The organism is Sphingomonas sp. ASV193 (genome assembly GCF_040203355.1).
Classification (GTDB): Bacteria; Pseudomonadota; Alphaproteobacteria; order Sphingomonadales; family Sphingomonadaceae; genus Sphingomicrobium.
In genome coordinates this window covers 124,155-142,071 of record NZ_JBEHBW010000006.1, presented here as the reverse complement: position 1 = coordinate 142,071, position 17,917 = coordinate 124,155, and the positions used below count along the sequence as shown (strand labels likewise).

General features: G+C 68.8%; 19 protein-coding genes. 15 read left to right on the top strand and 4 right to left on the bottom strand.

Annotated elements, in window-relative coordinates:
* Positions 1–35: 35 nt before the first annotated feature.
* Complete coding sequence (locus ABDK56_RS11805) at positions 36–743, bottom strand: NAD-dependent deacylase (protein WP_349808475.1); 708 nt, start codon at positions 741–743, stop codon at positions 36–38.
* Positions 744–828: 85 nt separating this feature from the next.
* Here ABDK56_RS11805 and ABDK56_RS11800 point away from each other — a divergent pair, with 85 nt between their 5' ends.
* The 3 genes from ABDK56_RS11800 to miaB are packed head-to-tail and all read left to right on the top strand — an operon-like array spanning position 829 to position 3,302.
* Positions 829–1,254: a Fur family transcriptional regulator gene (locus ABDK56_RS11800; protein WP_349808474.1), complete on the top strand. Its 426-nt coding sequence runs from the start codon at positions 829–831 to the stop codon at positions 1,252–1,254.
* A 7-nt stretch (positions 1,255–1,261) separates the two neighbouring features.
* Positions 1,262–1,990, top strand: a complete 729-nt coding sequence (locus ABDK56_RS11795) for a lysophospholipid acyltransferase family protein (RefSeq protein ID WP_349808473.1) — start codon at positions 1,262–1,264, stop codon at positions 1,988–1,990.
* 22 nt (positions 1,991–2,012) lie between these two features.
* Positions 2,013–3,302, top strand: coding sequence for a tRNA (N6-isopentenyl adenosine(37)-C2)-methylthiotransferase MiaB (gene miaB / locus ABDK56_RS11790; RefSeq protein WP_349808472.1), 1,290 nt, complete (start codon positions 2,013–2,015; stop codon positions 3,300–3,302).
* Here miaB and ABDK56_RS11785 read toward each other — a convergent pair.
* Positions 3,299–4,003 carry an EI24 domain-containing protein gene (locus tag ABDK56_RS11785; RefSeq protein ID WP_349808471.1) on the bottom strand — a complete coding sequence of 235 codons (705 nt, stop codon included), beginning with the start codon at positions 4,001–4,003 and terminating at the stop codon, positions 3,299–3,301. The two genes, miaB and ABDK56_RS11785, sit on opposite strands and share 4 nt — an antisense overlap.
* A gap of 143 nt (positions 4,004–4,146) precedes the next feature.
* On the opposite strand from ABDK56_RS11785, the gene ABDK56_RS11780 reads away from it, so the two are divergent.
* Genes ABDK56_RS11780 through metK form a run of 6 tightly spaced genes read left to right on the top strand, consistent with a single transcriptional unit; the run spans position 4,147 to position 10,691 of the window.
* Positions 4,147–5,148, top strand: a complete 1,002-nt coding sequence (locus tag ABDK56_RS11780; protein WP_349808470.1) for a PhoH family protein — start codon at positions 4,147–4,149, stop codon at positions 5,146–5,148.
* The gene (gene ybeY / locus ABDK56_RS11775; protein ID WP_349808469.1) at positions 5,145–5,645 is read left to right on the top strand and encodes an rRNA maturation RNase YbeY; all 501 of its coding nucleotides are present in this window, start codon (positions 5,145–5,147) and stop codon (positions 5,643–5,645) included. Before ABDK56_RS11780 ends, ybeY begins: the two co-directional genes overlap by 4 nt.
* Positions 5,645–6,532 (top strand): hemolysin family protein, encoded by an 888-nt coding sequence (locus tag ABDK56_RS11770; protein WP_349808468.1) that lies wholly within the window; start codon positions 5,645–5,647, stop codon positions 6,530–6,532. The genes ybeY and ABDK56_RS11770 overlap by 1 nt, the downstream gene beginning before the upstream one ends.
* 32 nt (positions 6,533–6,564) lie before the next feature.
* Positions 6,565–7,869 carry a PQQ-dependent sugar dehydrogenase gene (locus ABDK56_RS11765; RefSeq protein WP_349808467.1) on the top strand — a complete coding sequence of 435 codons (1,305 nt, stop codon included), beginning with the start codon at positions 6,565–6,567 and terminating at the stop codon, positions 7,867–7,869.
* A gap of 50 nt (positions 7,870–7,919) precedes the next feature.
* A complete protein-coding gene (lnt, locus tag ABDK56_RS11760; RefSeq protein WP_349808466.1) occupies positions 7,920–9,434 on the top strand; it encodes an apolipoprotein N-acyltransferase in 1,515 nt (504 codons plus the stop codon).
* A gap of 45 nt (positions 9,435–9,479) precedes the next feature.
* Positions 9,480–10,691: a methionine adenosyltransferase gene (metK, locus tag ABDK56_RS11755; RefSeq protein ID WP_349808465.1), complete on the top strand. Its 1,212-nt coding sequence runs from the start codon at positions 9,480–9,482 to the stop codon at positions 10,689–10,691.
* Here metK and ABDK56_RS11750 read toward each other — a convergent pair.
* Complete coding sequence (locus ABDK56_RS11750) at positions 10,673–11,839, bottom strand: GGDEF domain-containing protein (RefSeq protein WP_349808464.1); 1,167 nt, start codon at positions 11,837–11,839, stop codon at positions 10,673–10,675. The two genes, metK and ABDK56_RS11750, sit on opposite strands and share 19 nt — an antisense overlap.
* A 103-nt stretch (positions 11,840–11,942) precedes the next feature.
* Here ABDK56_RS11750 and trmB point away from each other — a divergent pair, with 103 nt between their 5' ends.
* From trmB to ABDK56_RS11735, 3 genes are read left to right on the top strand one after another with little or no spacing between them, the layout of a single operon-like run.
* Positions 11,943–12,644 carry a tRNA (guanine(46)-N(7))-methyltransferase TrmB gene (trmB, locus tag ABDK56_RS11745; protein WP_349808463.1) on the top strand — a complete coding sequence of 234 codons (702 nt, stop codon included), beginning with the start codon at positions 11,943–11,945 and terminating at the stop codon, positions 12,642–12,644.
* 39 nt (positions 12,645–12,683) lie between these two features.
* Positions 12,684–13,724: a cysteine synthase A gene (locus ABDK56_RS11740; RefSeq protein ID WP_349808462.1), complete on the top strand. Its 1,041-nt coding sequence runs from the start codon at positions 12,684–12,686 to the stop codon at positions 13,722–13,724.
* A gap of 11 nt (positions 13,725–13,735) precedes the next feature.
* Positions 13,736–14,398 carry a peroxiredoxin gene (locus ABDK56_RS11735; RefSeq protein WP_349808461.1) on the top strand — a complete coding sequence of 221 codons (663 nt, stop codon included), beginning with the start codon at positions 13,736–13,738 and terminating at the stop codon, positions 14,396–14,398.
* A 20-nt stretch (positions 14,399–14,418) separates the two neighbouring features.
* Here ABDK56_RS11735 and ABDK56_RS11730 read toward each other — a convergent pair whose 3' ends face one another.
* Positions 14,419–15,648: a PQQ-dependent sugar dehydrogenase gene (locus ABDK56_RS11730; protein ID WP_349808493.1), complete on the bottom strand. Its 1,230-nt coding sequence runs from the start codon at positions 15,646–15,648 to the stop codon at positions 14,419–14,421.
* Between the two features lie 82 nt (positions 15,649–15,730).
* On the opposite strand from ABDK56_RS11730, the gene ABDK56_RS11725 reads away from it, so the two are divergent.
* The 3 genes from ABDK56_RS11725 (at position 15,731) to rimP (ending at position 17,916) form a co-directional block, all read left to right on the top strand.
* The gene (locus ABDK56_RS11725; protein WP_349808460.1) at positions 15,731–16,771 is read left to right on the top strand and encodes a type III polyketide synthase; all 1,041 of its coding nucleotides are present in this window, start codon (positions 15,731–15,733) and stop codon (positions 16,769–16,771) included.
* The gene (locus ABDK56_RS11720) at positions 16,768–17,262 is read left to right on the top strand and encodes an isoprenylcysteine carboxyl methyltransferase family protein (protein ID WP_349808459.1); all 495 of its coding nucleotides are present in this window, start codon (positions 16,768–16,770) and stop codon (positions 17,260–17,262) included. Before ABDK56_RS11725 ends, ABDK56_RS11720 begins: the two co-directional genes overlap by 4 nt.
* A 129-nt stretch (positions 17,263–17,391) precedes the next feature.
* Positions 17,392–17,916 (top strand): ribosome maturation protein RimP, encoded by a 525-nt coding sequence (gene rimP, locus ABDK56_RS11715; RefSeq protein ID WP_349808492.1) that lies wholly within the window; start codon positions 17,392–17,394, stop codon positions 17,914–17,916.
* The last annotated feature ends 1 nt before the right edge of the window (position 17,917 follow it).

Genomic DNA, 17,917 nt, shown 5'->3' with positions numbered 1-17,917 from the left:
GAATCAACCTGCGCGCGGGGGAGCGGCGGAGCAAGCTATTTCGAGGCGAGCATCGCGTCGACCCAGCGCGGGACTTCGACCGTTGCCCTCCCATACCGCCGCTCGTCGAAGAGCAGGCTTCCCTGGCTCGGCTCGAGGTTGATCTCGAGCGTTCGCGCGCCGACATATTTGGCGGTCTGGACAAACCCCGCCGCCGGGTAGACCGCGCCCGACGTCCCGATCGACACGAACAGTTCGGCGTCGCGGAGCGCCGCCTCGATCCGCTCCATTTCGTAGGGCATCTCGCCGAACCAGACGATGTCGGGGCGGACCGAGCCGACCTTGGCGCACGCCGGGCAGGCCGCGCCGGGCCCCATCGGCCCGTCCCAGGAGAACCGCTCGTCGCAGGCGAGGCACCAGCCGCTGTTCAGTTCGCCGTGCATGTGGAGCAGCCGCTTCGCCCCGGCGCGCTCGTGGAGATCGTCGACGTTCTGGGTGACGATCAGCAGCTCGCCCGGCCATTGGGCGTCGAGCCGCGCCAACGCCGCATGCGCCGCGTTCGGTTCGACCTCGCCCAGCCGCGCGCGCCGCGCATCGTAGAAGCGGTGGACGAGGCCGGGATCGCGGACATAGGCCTCGGGCGTCGCGACGTCCTCGACCCGGTGGTCTTCCCACAGCCCATCGGCGGCGCGGAAGGTACGGATCCCGCTTTCGGCGCTGATCCCGGCGCCGGTCAGGATGACGATGTTGCGGGGTCGGTCCATCAACGCATCCTAGGGGCGACGAGCCGGCTTCGCCACCGCCTCGCTCCCGTTGTGCTTCGCCGATCGGCTTACTATCGTTGCCGGCATGAGCCACCGGACGATCGACATCGAGCAACTCTGCGCCGACAAGGGGCTGCGCATTACCGACCAGCGCCGGACGATCGCCAAGGTGCTCGGCGACAGCGAGGACCATCCCGACGTCGAGACGCTCCACGCCCGCGCCGCCGCGGTCGACCCGAACATATCGATCGCGACCGTCTATCGAACCGTCCGCCTGTTCGAGGAGGCGGGGATCCTCGAGCGGCACGAGTTCGGCGATGGCCGCAGCCGCTACGAAGCCGCGTCGGACGCGCACCATGACCATTTGATCGACGTCGAGACCGGCAAGGTGATCGAGTTCGTCGACGACGAGCTGGAAGAGCTCCAGCGGCGGATCGCCGAGAAGCTCGGCTTCCGCCTCGTCGATCATCGCATGGAGCTGTACGGCGTCGCCGTTAACCGCGACCGCTGAGCCGCGCGTGGGGGTTTCCGTTCGCTGGCGGGCCTGGGCGCGGATCGCCGCGTTGGCGGGGCTGCTCGCGCTTTACGTCGGCCCGCACCTGCTAACCAAGTGGACGACCGGCCGCTCGCGTTGGCCGACCCGCTTCCTCCGCCGCGCCGGGCGGGTGATGGGCCTGCGGGTCGATACCGACGGCGCGCCGCTCGGTCGGCACCAGCTCGTGGTCGCCAACCACACCAGCTGGCTCGACATCTTGATCCTCGGCGGCCTCGGCTGCGCTTTCGTGTCGAAGGCGGAAATTCGCTCGACCCCGCTGGTCGGCTGGCTCGCCGACCAGAATGCGACGCTCTATGTCGAGCGCGCCGAGCGGCGCGACGCCAAGGGGCAGATCGCGCGGGTGCGCGCGGCGCTCGACCGGCCGCAGGCGCTGGCGATCTTCCCTGAGGGAACGACCACCGACGGCCGCCACCTGCTGCCGTTCAACCCGACCCTGTTGTCCGCCGTCGCGCCCCCCGCGCCCGCGGACGTCGTTCGCCCGGTCGCGATCGACTATGGCGCGGCGAGGGACGAGATCGCCTGGCACGGGGCCGAGCCGGGGATGGCGAATGTCATGCGCGTGCTCGGGCGGCGCGGGACGATCGCGGTCCGCGTCCGCCTGCTCGAACCGATCGTCCCCGGCGACGATCGCAAGGCGCTGGCGGCGGCGGCGCGCGCGGCGATCGGCAAGGCCCTCGCGCTTCCCGGCTGATCGGGCTAAGGGCGCGCGCACCATGACCGCGCTTCCAAAAACCTTTCGAGTCAAATCCTTCGGCTGCCAGATGAACGTCTATGACGGCGAGCGGATGGCCGAGCTGCTCGGCGCGCAGGGGATGCGCGCGGCGGCCGAGGGCGAGGATGCCGAGCTGGTCGTGCTAAACACCTGCCACATTCGCGAAAAAGCGGCCGAAAAGGCCTATAGCGACGTCGGTCGCCTGCGCCGCGAGGACGGCAGCAAGCCGATGGTCGCGCTGGCCGGCTGCGTCGCGCAGGCCGAGGGGGCGGAGGCAAAGGCTCGCTCGGGGCTGATCGACCTGGTCGTCGGCCCGCAGGCCTACCACCGCCTGCCCGACATGGTCGCGGAGGCGGCGGGGGGCGCGCGTCCGGTCGACACTGACATGCCGGCGATTTCGAAGTTCGACGCCCTCCCCGCCCGCCGCCGGGTCGGGCCGAGCGCCTTTCTGACGGTTCAGGAAGGGTGCGACAAATTCTGCACCTATTGCGTCGTCCCCTACACGCGCGGCGCCGAGATCAGCCGACCGTTCGCCGACATCGTCGCCGAGGCCGAGGCGCTGGTCGACAGCGGGGCGCGCGAGATCACGCTGCTCGGGCAGAACGTCAACGCCTATGCTGGCGGGCTCGACGTCCTCATCCGCGCGATCGCCAGGATCGATGGGCTCGAGCGGATCCGCTACACCACCAGCCACCCCGCCGACATGCAGGACGCGCTGATTACCGCGCATGGCGAAGTGGAAAAGTTGATGCCCTTCCTTCACCTGCCGGTGCAGTCGGGCAGCGACCCGATCCTCAAGGCGATGAACCGCAGCCATACCGCCGAAAGCTATCTTCGCACGATCGAGCAGGTCCGCGCGGCGCGCCCCGACATCGCGATCAGCGGCGACTTCATCGTCGGCTTTCCCAACGAGACCGACGCCGACTTCGAGGAAACGCTCAAGATCGTCGAGGCGGTCGGCTATGCCTCGGCCTACAGCTTCAAATATTCGCCCCGCCCCGGCACCCCCGCCGCGACGATGGACGGGCAGGTCGCGCCCGAGGTGATGGACGAGCGGCTTCAGCGGCTCCAGGCGGTGATCGCGGCGCAGAGCCTCGCCTTCAACCGCGCGACGGTAGGCAAGACCGTGCCGGTGCTGATCGACCGCAAGGGCCGCAAGGACGGGCAGATGATCGGCAAGTCGCCCTGGCTCCAGAGCGTCTTCGCCGAGACCGGCGCGGGAATCGGCGAGATGGTGACGGTAAGGGTCGAGCAGGCGCTGCCCAATTCGCTCGGCGGGGTGCTCGCCTAGGCGCGGACACTGCGCTGGTAGAGATGCACTGCCGCCGCCGCGCCGAGCAGCGGGGCGACGAGATTGACGATCGGCACCAGCAGCAGCCCGCCGATCGCGAGCCCCACCGCGCGAAGCGCCCAGCGATTGGCGCGCAGCCAGTCGCGCAGCTCGCGCCCCGCCATGAAACGTCCCGCCGCGAGCTCGCCGAAATCGCGCCCGAGCGACAGGCCGTTGACCAGCGCGAACAGGATGAACGGGCCGACGCCGGTGACCAGCAGCAGCAGCGCGACCGGCAGCGCGATCAGGTTGTAGAGCATTAGTCGCCCGCCCGAGCGAAGCGCGAGGCTCATCCCGCGCCCGAGGCTGAGCGGCCGGGCGCGGACTGCGGCGTCGGGATAGTGGATCGCTTCCACGGCGGCGCTGATCCGGTCGCCCATCCCGCTCGCCACGCCGATCGCGACCCCGGGAAACAGGAACCAGCCGAGCAGCACCGTCGCCGCGAGCGACGCCACGCCCCCGCTCCACGGGTCGAGCGGGCATTCGCCGCCTAGCCAGTCGCACGGATCGACCCCGGTGAGCGCCCACGCCGCGACGACGAAGATGACCGCGAAGACCGCCAGCGTGATCAGCAGCACCCGCGCCAGGATGCCGAGCATCGCCGGCCGCCACAGGTCGGCGAAGGCGAGCGAGAGCGCGGTGGCGGGCTGGGCGCGGGACATGACGCCTGCCTAGGCCGCCCGCCCCGCCCCCGTCAAAGTCCGCTTGCGCCGCGCCGCCGCGCCCCTATCTTGGCCGGTGCAACGACAGGGAGTCGAACGGGGCGAATGCGAAAATCACTGACCGTCATGGGCGGCAACGCCTGATGGCCAAGCGTCCCGACCTCCACGCGGTCGACACTGCCGACCGCGCCCGGCTCGAACTCGAATTCGACCAGCCCTACCTGCTCGGCCCGCTGTTCGGCGATTACGACCGCCACCTCGTGATGATCGAGGACCGGCTCGGCGTGCACATTGCCGCGCGCGGCAACAAGGTGATGATCGACGGCGAGGCCGAGGCCGCCGCTCGCGCCCGCGACGTGCTCGTCGGGCTCTACAACCGGCTCGACCAAGGCGACGACGTCGATGCCGCCGCGGTCACCGCGCTTCTGGGCATGGCCGACCAGCCCGCGCTCGACGGGATCATCCACAACGAGGTCGCCAGCCCGCCCAAGGTGATGATCCGTACGCGCAAGAAGACGATCGTCCCGCGCTCGCCGATCCAGACCCGCTACATGGAGGCGCTGGCCCGCGACGACATGATCTTCGCGCTCGGCCCGGCGGGCACCGGCAAGACCTATCTGGCGGTCGCGCAAGCGGTGTCGATGCTGATCGGCGGGCAGGTCGACCGGCTGATCCTGTCGCGCCCCGCGGTCGAGGCGGGCGAGCGGCTGGGCTTCCTTCCCGGCGACATGAAAGAAAAGGTCGATCCCTACCTTCGCCCGCTCTACGACGCGCTCTACGACATGCTGCCGACCGAGCAGGTCGAGCGGCGGATCGCCAGCGGCGAGATTGAGATCGCGCCAATCGCCTTCATGCGCGGCCGGACCTTGAGCGACGCATTCATCATCCTCGACGAGGCGCAGAACACGACCCCGCAGCAGATGAAGATGTTCCTCACTCGCTTCGGCATGAACAGCCGGATGGTGGTGTGCGGCGACCCCAACCAGACCGACCTTCCACGCGGGGTCGAGAGCGGGCTGGCCGACGCGGTCACCAAGCTCGATGGGATTCCCAAGCTGTCCATGGTCCGCTTTTCCGCCGCCGACGTCGTCCGCCACCCGCTGGTCGGGCGGATCGTCGAGGCCTACGAGGGGCCGGGCCGGTGACGCTCGACATCATCCTGGACGCCGATCCGGAGTGGGACAGTAGCACCGACTGGGACGATCTCGCCCGCCGCGCCGCGGCGGCGGCGGTCGCCGAGTCCGCCTTTCCGCAGTTCGCCACCGGCGAGGCCCCGACCGAAATCTCGATCCGCCTCGGCGACGACGAGGAAGTTCGCGCGCTGAACGCCGAGTGGCGCGACAAGGACAAGCCGACCAACGTGTTGAGCTTCCCGATGGCCGATGCCGCCGAGCTCGCCGCGCCGATGACCCCGCCGATGCTCGGCGACATCATCCTCGCGCGCGGCGTGTGCGAGGCCGAGGCCGCCGACAAGGGCATCGCGGTTGCCGACCATGCCGCCCACCTGATCGCCCACGGCACGCTCCACCTGCTTGGCTACGACCATCACGACGACGAGGAAGCCGCCGACATGGAGGCGCGCGAGACCCGCGCGCTCGCCCGGCTCGGCATCGCCGACCCCTACGCCGGGGAGGCGCGCTGATGGCGACCCGGCACGACGACGACGGCGGCTCGCGGCTGTGGCGCGGGATGCGCTCGCTATTGTTCGGCGACGAACATGGCGCGACGCTTCGCGACCAGATCGAGGAAGCGATCGACGACGCCGAGGACGACCGGCCGAAGAAGGGCGACCTCTCCCCGCTCGAACGGCAGATGCTTCGCAACCTGCTCCACTTCGGCGACCGCACCGCGGGCGAGATCTGCGTCACGCGCGGCGAGATCATGGCCGCGCCTGCCAGCAGCAGCAGCATGGAACAGCTCGCCAAGGCCTTCGCCGAGGCGGGGCACAGCCGCCTGCCGCTGACTGGCGAAAGCCTCGACGAGATCGTCGGCATGGTTCACATCAAGGACGTCTTCAACGCCTATTTCGAGAACGACTTCAGCCCGACCGTGGCCGAAATCGTCCGCCAGCCGCTGTTCGTGCCCGAGAGCATGGGCGTGCTCGACTTGCTGGCGCGGATGCGGACCGAGCGGGTCCACCTTGCCATCGTCATCGACGAATTCGGCGGCACTGAGGGGCTCGTGACGATCGAGGACGTGGTCGAGGAGATCGTCGGCGAGATCGAGGACGAGCATGACGAGGAAGAGGCCGCGGGGCTGAAGCTGCTCGACGACGGGCTGTGGGAGGCCGACGCGCGGACCGAGCTCGACGAGGTGGCGCGCGACGTCGACGCCCGGCTGGTCGCCGAGGACGACGAGGTCGACACGATCGGCGGGCTCGCCTTCCTGCTCGCCGGGCGGATCATGGCCCCGGGCGAGAGCATTGCCCACCCGTCGGGATGGCGCATCGAAAGCGTCGAGGCCGACGGCAAGGCGATGCGCCGCCTTCGGCTCCATGCGCCTGAACCGGAGATCGTCACCGGCGATTGAACCCGAAGCGGCGCGCGCGGCGTTACCCCGCCATGCGCACGCTCCTCCTCGCCCTTCCGCTCGTCGCGCTTGCTGCCTGCAACAGCAAGCCCGCCCCCGCCCCGTTCGACTTTTCGCAGACGCAGGGACCGAACCCCGTGCTCGAAGCGCCGCAGAAGAACCTGCTGCCGACGGTCAACGTCGCCAACGCCGACGGCTGGCCGCAGGGCAAGATGCCGACCGCCGCCGCCGGGCTCAAGGTCGAGGAATTCGCGGGGCCGCTCGACCATCCGCGCTCGCTGCTGGTGCTTCCCAACGGCGACGTGCTGGTCGCGCTGACCGACGCGCCGGGAACCGACAAGACCGGCGGAACGGTCAAGGGCACGATTCAGAACATTTTGATGAAAAAGGCCGGCTCGCATTCGGGCAGCCCCGACCGGATCATGTTGCTGCGCGATACCAACGGCGACGGCATCGCCGACCAGAAGATCGATCTGCTCGGCCAGTATCTCTACAGCCCGTTCGGTATGGCGTATCGCAACGGCGAACTGATCATCGCCAACGCCAACTCGCTGATCGCGTTGCCCTACAAGCTTGGCGACACCAGGATCACCGGCAAGCCGCGGCTGATCACCGAGCTGCCTTCGGGCTACAACCACCACTGGACCAAGTCGCTGACGGTCAGCCCCGACGGCCGCTATTATTTCGTCGGCGTCGGGTCGAATTCGAACATCGGCGAGAACGGCATGGCGATGGAGGTCGGCCGCGCCGCGGTGTGGCAGATCGACGCCGCGACCGGCCAATACAAGATTTTTGCCAGCGGCATCCGCAACCCGACCGCGCTCGAGTTCAACCCGGTCGGCGGCGCGCTGTGGGCGGTCGCGAACGAGCGCGACGAGCTCGGCAACGACCTCGTCCCCGACTACCTGACCTCGGTGAAGCAAGGCGCCTTCTACGGCTGGCCGTGGAGCTATTACGGTGGTCATGTCGACGAGCGCGTCAAGCCGGCCAACCCGGCGATGGTCGCGAAGGCGATCGCCCCCGACTATGCGCTGGGCAGTCACGTCGCCCCGCTCGGCATGGTGTTCGGCAGCCTCGGGCCCTATCGCAGCGGCGTCTTCATCAGCGAGCATGGCAGCTGGAATCGCAAGCCTTGGAGCGGCTACCAGGTCGTGTTCGTGCCGTTCAAGGGCGCCAATCCCGATCCCGCCGCCAAGCCGATCCCGGTGCTGACCGGCTTCCGCGTCGACAACAGCGCCTACGGGCGCCCGGTCGGGCTCGCGGTCGCGAAGGACGGCAGCCTGCTGGTCGCCGACGATGTCGGCAACAAGGTATGGCGCCTGAGTGCGGCGAAATAGCCGGCGCGGCGACGTAGCGCGCGGCCGAAGTCGCGTCTAAGGCCGGGCGCATGATTTTCCTCGCCGCGCTGATCTTCGGCGCCATCAGCGCCTTCGCCTTTCAGCCCTTTGGCATGTGGCCGCTGATGCCGCCCGCCTTCGCTTTGCTCGCAGACCTTGTTTGGCGAGCGCCGAGGATGCGCTCGGCCCTACTCGTCGGCTGGCTATTCGGGCTCGGCCAATTCTGCGTCGGGCTCAACTGGATCGCGACCGCCTTCACCTTCCAGGCCAAGATGCCGCCGTGGCTCGGATGGCTCGCGGTGGTGCTGCTGTCGCTCTACCTCGCAGTCTACCCGATGCTCGCGACGGGCCTCGCCAAGCGCTTCGGCGGCAGCCGCCTGTCGCTGGTGCTCGCGCTCGGCGGCGGCTGGGCGCTGACCGAGTGGCTCCGAGCGACGATGTTCACCGGCTTTTCGTGGAACCCGGTCGGGGTCGCGCTGGTCGACATCCCGCTTCGCGACACGACCCGGCTGATCGGCACCTACGGCCTCTCGGGGCTGCTTGTCCTGATCGGCGGCGCGGCGTGGCTGCTGGCGAAACGCGAATGGAAGCCCGGCGCGGGTATCGTCGCGGGGGCCATCGTCCTGCTCGTCGCCGCCGATCTCGCCGTGCCCGTGCTCCTCGACCGCCCGTCCCTCCCGATCCGCATCGTCCAGCCCAACATCGGCCAGGACCAGCGGTGGTCGCCGGACGCGGCGAAGGCGCACCTCGACGCGCTGGTCGACATGTCGGTCGGCGGGCGCACGACGCCGCGCCTGCTGTTCTGGCCCGAATCCGCCGTCACCTATCCGCTCGACGACCAGCGTCCGGCGGCCAAGTGGAACGTCGTCGGCGACCGCCTCGCGGCGACGTCCGGCCTCGGCGCGGACCAACTGCTTCTGGCGGGCAGCGAGGCGCTCAATTCTTCCGACGGCGTCAACGTCACCGGCGCGGCGAACCGCGTGTTCGTGCTCGGTCCGCTCGGCAACGTCCTCGGTCGCTACGACAAGGCGCACCTCGTTCCCTACGGCGAATATCTCCCGATGCGCCCGCTGTTGAGCACGCTCGGGATCAGTCGGCTCGCGCCCGGCGATCTCGACTTCGCCGCCGGTCCCGGGCCGCAGACGCTGACGCTGCCCGGCGGGACCAAGGTCGGGCTCCAGATCTGCTACGAGATGATCTTCTCGGGCGAGGTGGTCGACCGCGCCAACCGCCCCGATTTCCTGTTCAATCCTTCGAACGACGCCTGGTTCGGCCGCTGGGGCCCGCCGCAGCATCTCGCACAGGCGCGGCTCCGCGCGGTCGAGGAGGGGCTGCCGGTGATCCGCGCCACCCCGACCGGGATCAGCGCGCTGGTCGACGCCGACGGCGCGCTCCTGAGCTCGCTTCCGTGGAAGACCGCCGGTGTGATCGACGCGACGCTGCCCGCCCCGCGCGGGCCGACGCTGTTCGCGACGCTCGGCAACCTCGTCCCGATCCTCGCCGCAATGGCGCTGCTCCTCGCCGCGATTGCGCTTCACGGGCGCCGCCGCTACAGCGCGACATAAGCAATCGTTTATATCCTAGAACCTCGAAGGATTTCAGGCACTTCCATGCGCACTTCCTATCTCTTCACGTCCGAATCGGTCTCCGAAGGCCATCCCGACAAGGTCAGCGATCAGATCAGCGACGCGATCGTCGACCTGTTCCTGTCGAAGGATCCAGAGGCGCGCGTGGCGTGCGAGACGCTGTGCACGACGCAGAAGGTGGTGATCGCCGGCGAAATCCGTGGGCAGGGGATCATGGACACCGATGGCCACTGGGCCGAGGGCGTCGAACAGGAAATCGAGCAGGCGGTCCGCCACACGGTCAAGAAGATCGGCTACGAACAGGCCGGCTTCCACTGGGACAGCTTTGCCTTCGAGAACAACCTCCACCCGCAATCGGCGCACATCGCGCAGGGCGTCGACGCGGCGGGCAACAAGGACGAGGGCGCGGGCGACCAGGGCATCATGTTCGGCTTCGCCTGCGACGAAACCCCCGACCTGATGCCGGCGACGCTCGACTACAGCCACAAGATCCTCGAGGCGATGGCCGCCGACCGCCATTCGGGCGCGGCGCCGTTCCTCGAGCCCGACGCCAAGAGCCAGGTGACGCTGCGCTTCCAGGACGGCGTGCCGGTCGAGGCGACCGCGATCGTCGTGTCGACCCAGCATGCCAAGGGCTATGACGCGGGCGACAAGGAAGCCGAGCTCAAGGCCTATGTGAAGGGCGTGATCGAGCGGGTGCTCCCGGCCGAGCTGCTGACCGACAACACCGTCTATCACATCAACCCGACCGGCAGCTTCGAGATCGGCGGCCCCGACGGCGACACCGGGCTGACCGGGCGCAAGATCATCGTCGACACCTATGGCGGGGCGGCCCCGCATGGCGGCGGCGCGTTCAGCGGCAAGGACCCGACCAAGGTCGACCGCTCGGCGGCCTATGCCGCGCGCTACCTTGCCAAGAACATCGTCGCCGCGGGCCTTGCCAAGCGGTGCACGATCCAGCTCGCCTACGCGATCGGCGTGTCGGAACCGCTGTCGCTCTACGTCGATACCCATGGCACCGGCAGCGTCGGCGACGACGCGATCGAGCTCGCCATCGGGCGGATCGAGAAGCTCGGCGGGCTGACCCCGCGCGGGATCCGCACCGCGCTTGACCTCAACCAGCCGATCTATCAGCCGACCGCCGCCTACGGCCACTTCGGCCGCAAGCCCGAGGGCAAGCTGTTCCCGTGGGAAAAGACCGACCTGGTCGACGAACTTCAGGACGCGCTGGCGTAACGCGCGTCGCCGGGGTCGCGCAGCGTCGCGACCCGGTTCCGGCCCGCGGCCTTCGCGCGGTACATGGCGAGATCGGCGCGGCGCATCGCGTCGTTAATCGAATCGCGTTCGAAGCGCGGGTGATAGCCGACGCTCGCGGTCGGCTTGAGCGACGCCGCCTCGTCGTCGAGGCAGATCGCCGCGACCGTCTCGCACGCTGCGCGCGCAAGCTCCGCGAGCCGCGCGCGATCGTTTTCGTCGACTAGCAGGACGAATTCCTCGCCCCCGGTTCGGCATAGCCGGCCCGCCCCGCCGATCGCGGCGCGAAGCGCCTCGCCCACCTCCTGCAGCAAGCGGTCGCCGATCGCGTGGCCGTATAGGTCGTTGACCGCCTTGAAATGATCGAGGTCGAGCGAGACGACCCCGCCGCACCGCCACGCGCCCGAGCGGTCGTCGCTGATCGCGTCGGCCAGCGCATGCCGGTTGCCGACCCGCGTCAGTGCGTCGATCCGCGCGCGCTCGACCTGCCACGACATCAGGTCCGCCCCGACGATCATTAGCAGCAGCAGCGCGGCGATCGCCCCGCTCAACCCGATCAGCGCGTGAAACAGGATGTTCGTGGAAATCGCGAAAAAGTCGGGCTGCGCGGCGAGCGAGTCGCCGAGCGGGAACAGCGCCAGCCAGAAGAGGCGGAACAGGTAGGTCGACAGGATCGCGGCCAGCCCGCCGGCCAGCAGCCGGTCGACCCGCCGCCGCTGACCCCAGTGCCAGCAATTGCCGAGCAGCATCGCCACCGCGCCGCTCATCGCCGCGTGAAACAGCAGGTGGCGCAGGTCGAGGGGCGCGCCCACGATCCGGGCCAGTGTCGGCATGACTGCCGCCGCCGCCAGCATGGCCCCGGCGGCGCGCGGGAACGGCTGCCCGAACCGCGCGGCGAGCGCCTTGGCGAAACATGCGACCACCGCGACATGGACCGCGAACAGCGACCAGTTCGATCCCGGCGGGCGGAGCGAATCGAGACTCACGCCGATCGCGGCCATGGCAAAGGTCGCCGCCCCCCACCGGGCAGCCACCAAGCGTCGATCCGACAGCGCCACGACCAGCAACGCGGTCGCGAACAGGGCGAACGTGGCCGGGATCAACGCGAACAGGATCCGCGTCTCGGACATTCTTCGCCAGTTTCCCATCGCGCGGTTAGTCAAAGGTGAACGTCGCCTCCCGCTTGGACACGACGGGTTGAACTCGCCGCGCCCGCCGCCTAGCGGCGCGGGGATGAGCGCGCACAAACCCGGCGACCCGCTGACCCTCAACCGGCTTTACGGCCGGTCGAGCAGCCACAAGCTGCGCGCCGGACAGGCCGGACTCGTCGAGACGCTGTTGCCGGCGATCGCGGTGCCCGAAGATGGTGCGATCACCGCCGCACGGCTGTTCGGCGAGGATCGGCCGCTGCATTTCGAGATCGGGTTCGGCGGCGGCGAGCATCTTGCCTACCGCGCCGACCTGTTGCCCGACCATGGCTTCATCGGCTGCGAACCCTTCCTCAACGGGATGGCGCAGGCCCTGACCCATGTCCGCGACCAGCGGCTCGCCAACGTCCGGCTTCACCTCGGCGACGCGGTCGAGGTGCTCAAGCGCGTTCCCGACGGCGCGCTGACCATGCTTTACCTGCTCCACCCCGACCCCTGGCCCAAGGCGCGCCATGCCAAGCGGCGGATGATGAACGACGGCCCGGTCGACCTGTTCGCGGCGAAGCTCAAGCCCGGCGGCGAGTTTCGTGTCGCGACCGACGACCCGACCTATCTCGACTGGCTGCTGATGGTTATGCAGCGGCACACGCACCAGTTCGATTGGGTCAATGCCGCGCCGGGCGCGTGGCTCGACTATCCCTCGGGCTGGATCGAGACGCGCTATGCCGCCAAGGCGCGGCGGCAGGGCCGGACCCCGCACCAGTTTCGTTACCGGCGCCTGCCATAGGCCCTTGCCTTTGCCGCGCCGCACCCTAACTCGGCGCTCATGCAGGTCCGAACCGATGTCCTCGCCGCGATCGGCAATACGCCGCTGATCAAGTTGAAGCGCGCGTCGGAGGAGACCGGCTGCACGATCCTCGGCAAGGCGGACTTCATGAACCCCGGCGGGTCGGTCAAGGACCGCGCCGCGCTGTCGATCGTGATGGACGCCGTCTCGCGCGGTGAGCTCCAGCCCGGCGGGACGATCGTCGACGGGACCGCGGGCAATACCGGCATCGGCCTCGCCACGGTCGCCAATGCGCTCGGCATGAAGACGGTGATCGTCATCCCCGAGACGCAGACCGACGAGAAGAAGAACATGCTCCGGATGCTCGGGGCCGAACTGGTCGAGGTCCCGGCAGTCCCGTACCGCAATCCCAACAATTATGTGAAGGTCGCCGGGCGGCTCGCCGAGCGGATCGCGCGCGAGAACCCGAACGGGGCGATCTGGGCCAACCAGTTCGACAATGTCGCCAACCGCGACGCCCACATCCGCATGACCGGTCCCGAGATCTGGGACCAAACCGAGGGCAAGGTCGACGGCTGGGTCAGCGCGGTCGGCACCGGCGGGACGCTGGTCGGCACCGCGATGGCGCTGAAGGAGCGCAACCCGACGATCCAGGTCGCGCTCGCCGACGTCCCCGGCGCGGCGCTCTACAGCTATTTCACCAGCGGCGAACTGAAGGCCGAGGGCAGCTCGATCACTGAAGGCATCGGCCAAGGGCGGATTACCGCCAATCTCGAAGGCTTCGCCCCCGACCACGCCTATCGCATCGAGGATCCGGAAAGCGCGGCGATCACCTTCGGCCTGCTCCACGAGGAAGGCCTCGCGCTCGGCCACTCGTCGGGGGTCAACGTCGCCGGCGCGATCCGCCTCGCGCGCGAGATGGGACCGGGCCACACCATCGTCACCATGCTGTGCGACGGTGCCGCCCGCTACCAGTCGCGCCTGTTCAATCCCGCCTTCCTCCGCTCGAAGGGCATCCCGGTGCCCGAGTGGATGGCGCGTCCCACCACCATCGAGCCGGCGTTCGAGCCGGCCGTCTGAAGGAGAAAACCATGACGCTTTCGATCGGCAGCACCGCGCCCGATTTCACCGCCGACACGACCCAGGGCAAGATCAGCTTCCACGACTGGATCGGCGATAGCTGGGCGATCCTCTTCTCGCATCCCAAGGCGTTCACCCCGGTGTGCACCACCGAGCTCGGCTACATGGCCGGCCTCAAGGACGAATTCGCCAAGCGCAACACCAAGATCATCGGCCTTTCGGTCGACAGCAGCGACGACAACAACCGCTGGCTGCCCGACATCGAGGAAGTCGGCGGCAACAAGGTCGACTATCCGGTGATCGGCGACACCGACCTCAACGTCGCCAAGCTCTACAACATGCTCCCCGCCGACAGCGGCGACAGCGCCGCGGGCCGCACCGCCGCCAATAACGCGACAGTGCGCACCGTGTTCATCATCGGCCCCGACAAGAAGATCCGCGCGATGCTGCTCTACCCGATGAGCACCGGCCGCAACTTCGACGAGGTGCTTCGCCTTCTCGACAGCGTCCAGCTGACCGAGAGCAAGGGCGTCGCGACCCCCGTCAACTGGAAGAACGGCGACGACGTCATCATCCCGCCGTCGGTCAGCGACGAGGCGGCGAAGGAAAAATATCCGAATGGCTGGGAAACGGTGAAGCCCTATCTCCGCCGGATCAAGCAGCCCGCCAACTAGGCCCTCACGCGCGGCGGGAGTCAGCTTCGGCGGGCGCCCCCGACTTCAACTTGCCGTGCGGCGGGCGTCAGCTTCAGCAGACGCCCGCCGTCGCCGTCCTCGAGCAGGTAGATCGCGCCGTCGGGCCCTTCGGTGACGAAGCGGATGCGATTGCCCATGTCCCACTGGTCGGCCTTGGCCGCGCTGATCCCGTCGAACGTCACGCGGATCAGGGCCTGTCCCGACAGCGTGCCGATGAAGCCGTTGCCCTTCCACTGCGGGAACAGCTTACCATCGTAGAACATCAGGGTCGTCGGCGAGACCGAGGGCACCCAGAACAGCTTGGCGGGAGCAAGGTCGGGCCGGGTCGAGGGCTTCGGGATCGGCACCCCGTCGTAATTCTGCCCTTCGGACACCAGCGGCCAGCCATAATTCTTGCCCGGCTCGATCAGGTTGAGCTCGTCGCCGCCCTTCGGCCCCATCTCGGTCTCCCACAATCGTCCCGCGCTGTCGAAGGCAAGGCCGTAGGGATTGCGATGGCCGAGGCTCCACGTCTCCGCCGGGGTCGGGTTCGGCCCCGGCCAGCGAAACGCGCGGGTCGCGGCCTTTCTCGCGACCTCGGTGTTGTCGGGCGGGTCGGTCAGCATCGTCACCGGCGCCCCCGCCTTGCCCGCGAACGGGTTGCCGGGCGCGGGTTGCCCGTCGAGCGTGAGTTGGAGAATCTTGCCGACCGGCTGGTTCGCGTCCTGCGCGGGGGTGAAGCGCTGGCGCTCCCCCGACGACAGGAACAGGCTCTTCCCGTCGGGAGCGAAGGCGATCTTGGCCCCGAACTGGCCGCCCTCCCCGCCCTGCGGATCGCGCCAGATGACGCGGACATTGTCGAGCGACCTCACCGCCGCGTTGAGCGTGCCGCGCGCGAGCGCCAATCCGCTGCCGCCGTTCGCCGACGGCTCGGAATAAGTGAAATAGACCGCGCGGCTGGTCGCGAAATCGGGCGCGAGGCGGATGTCGAGCAGCCCGCCCTGCCCGACAACCGCGACCTTCGGCACCCCCGCCACCTTCGCCAGCGGCCGGCCCGGCCCGGTCCAGTGCTCGATCGTCCCCTTCTTCTCGGTGACCAGCGCCGAGCCGTCGGGAAGGAAGGCCATTGCCCACGGCGAAGCGAAGCTGCCGACCGGGGTGACCGTGAAAGGCAGGCCCTCGGCCATCGCCGTCCCGCCCTTGTGGCAGGCGGCGAGCAACGCTACCGCCGCCATATATTGCAAACGCATCCGCACCGACCAACACTCCGTAGCTCAAGAAAACGAATAAAGGTCGGCCCCGCCATCGGGTTCCCGGCGTTGGGAGCCTTCGATGTCACGCGTAAAACTGCTTTCGCTCGCCACCGCCGTCCCGCCCTTCGCCGCTCGCCAGGACGAAGCGAAGGCCGCGGGGCGCGAGATGTTCGGCCGCAAGAACCTGTTCGATAAGCTGTCGAGCGTGTTCGACAATGCCCGCATCGACCAGCGCAACCTTGTCGCGCCGATCGAATGGTACAGCAAGCCGCACGGCTGGGCCGAGCGCACCGCGCTCTACGTCGAGGCGACCGAGGCGCTGGCGCGCGACGTGGCGCGAAAAGCCATCGCGAGCGCGGGGCTGGTTCCCGCCGACATCGACGGCTTCGTGTTCGTTTCGACCACCGGCATCGCCACCCCCAGTATCGACGCGCGGATCGCACCGGGACTCGGCCTTCGCCAAAATATCCGCCGGGTGCCGATGTTCGGGCTCGGCTGCGCAGGCGGCGTCACCGGGCTCGCCACCGCGGCGCGGCTGGCGGCGGCCGAGCCGGGGACCAAGTGGCTCTACGTCACCGTCGAGACCTGCTCGATCTCGATCCGGCTCGACAGCGACGATCCCGCCGCGATCGTCGCCACCGCCATTTTTGGCGACGGGGCGGCGGGCGCGGTGGTGTCGAGCGAGGGCGAGGCACTGGCGACGATCGTCGGCGGCGGCGAGAAGCTGTGGCCCGACACGCTCGGCATCATGGGCTGGCGGGTCGAGGACCCGGGGCTCGCGGTGGTGTTCGACCGCGCGATCCCCCCCTTCGTCGAGGCCGAGCTCGAACAGGCGATCGACAAGATATTGGCCGACAGCGGCTGGCGGCGCGAGGACATCGACCGGTTCTGCTGCCACCCCGGCGGGGTCAAGGTGATCGACGCGATCGAAACCGCGATGGACCTGCCGGTCGGAACCCTTGACCTCGAACGCGAAGTGCTCGCCGACCATGGCAACATGAGCGCGCCGACGGTGATGTTCGTGCTCGAACGGCTGATCGCGCGGGGAATGCCGGAAAAAGTGATGATGACCGCCTTCGGGCCGGGTTTCACCTGCGCCGGGCTGTTGCTGACGCGATGACCCCGCTCTGGCCGCACATCGCCATTTTGTCCTTCGTCACGCTCCAGCGCGCGGCCGAGCTTCCGATCGCGCGAGCGAACACGAAAAAGCTGCTGGCGAACGGCGCCTACGAGGTCGCGCCGCGCCATTACCCGCTAATCGTCGCGGTCCATGTCGGCTGGCTCGCCGCGCTTTGGCTGCTGGCGCTCGGCCGCCCGATCGACATCGCGATGCTGGTCCTGTTCGGGCTTCTCCAGCTGCTTCGCGTGTGGACGCTCCAGACGCTCGGCCCGCGCTGGACGACGCGGATCATCGTCGTTCCCGGCGAACAGCTGGTGCGGCGCGGTCCGTACAAATTCGTCGACCATCCCAACTATCTCGTCGTGGTCGGCGAGATCGCGGTGCTCCCGCTGGTGTTCGGGCTGGTGTGGGTCGCGGTGGTCTTCTCGATCCTGAACCTCGCGGTGCTCGCGCTCCGGATCAAGGCAGAGGACCGCGCGCTCGGGCGCTGACAGACTCTCCTTGCGACTCCAGCGCGACGCGCCTATATCGCGGCTCTCTCCTCGACATCGCCGGATGCTGAGGCCGGGTCCGAAAGGGTCCGGCACCGAGAGGCTTTGCTTTTCGAAGGACCGACTGCCCTGGCCGACCTTACTGCCATCGCCCGCCTGATCGAGCCGACCGTTACCGGTGCCGGCTTCGCGCTGGTGCGCGTGGCGATGACCGGCGGGACTAGCGACCCGACGCTCCAGGTGATGGCCGAGCGCCCCGATACGCGCCAGCTGACGCTCAGCGATTGCGAGGCGCTGAGCCGCGCGATCGACCCGATCCTCGAGGAAGCCGACCCGATCGAGGGCGGCTACCGACTCGAGGTCAGCTCGCCCGGAATCGACCGCCCGCTCACCCGCCGCGCCGACTATGCCGACTGGGCCGGGCACGAGGCGCGCCTCAAGTTTGCCGAGCCGCAGGACGGGGCTAAGCAGGTCAGCGGCGACATCGTCGGGATCGATGGCGACACCGTCACCATCGCCACCCCCAAGGGCGAGCGCCGCGTCGACTTCGCCAATATCGCGTCGGCCAAGCTGTTGTTGACCGACAAACTCATCAATGCCACCGCGCCGCTCGTCACCGAGGGCGCCGAAGAGTTCGAGACAGAGGAAGACTGAT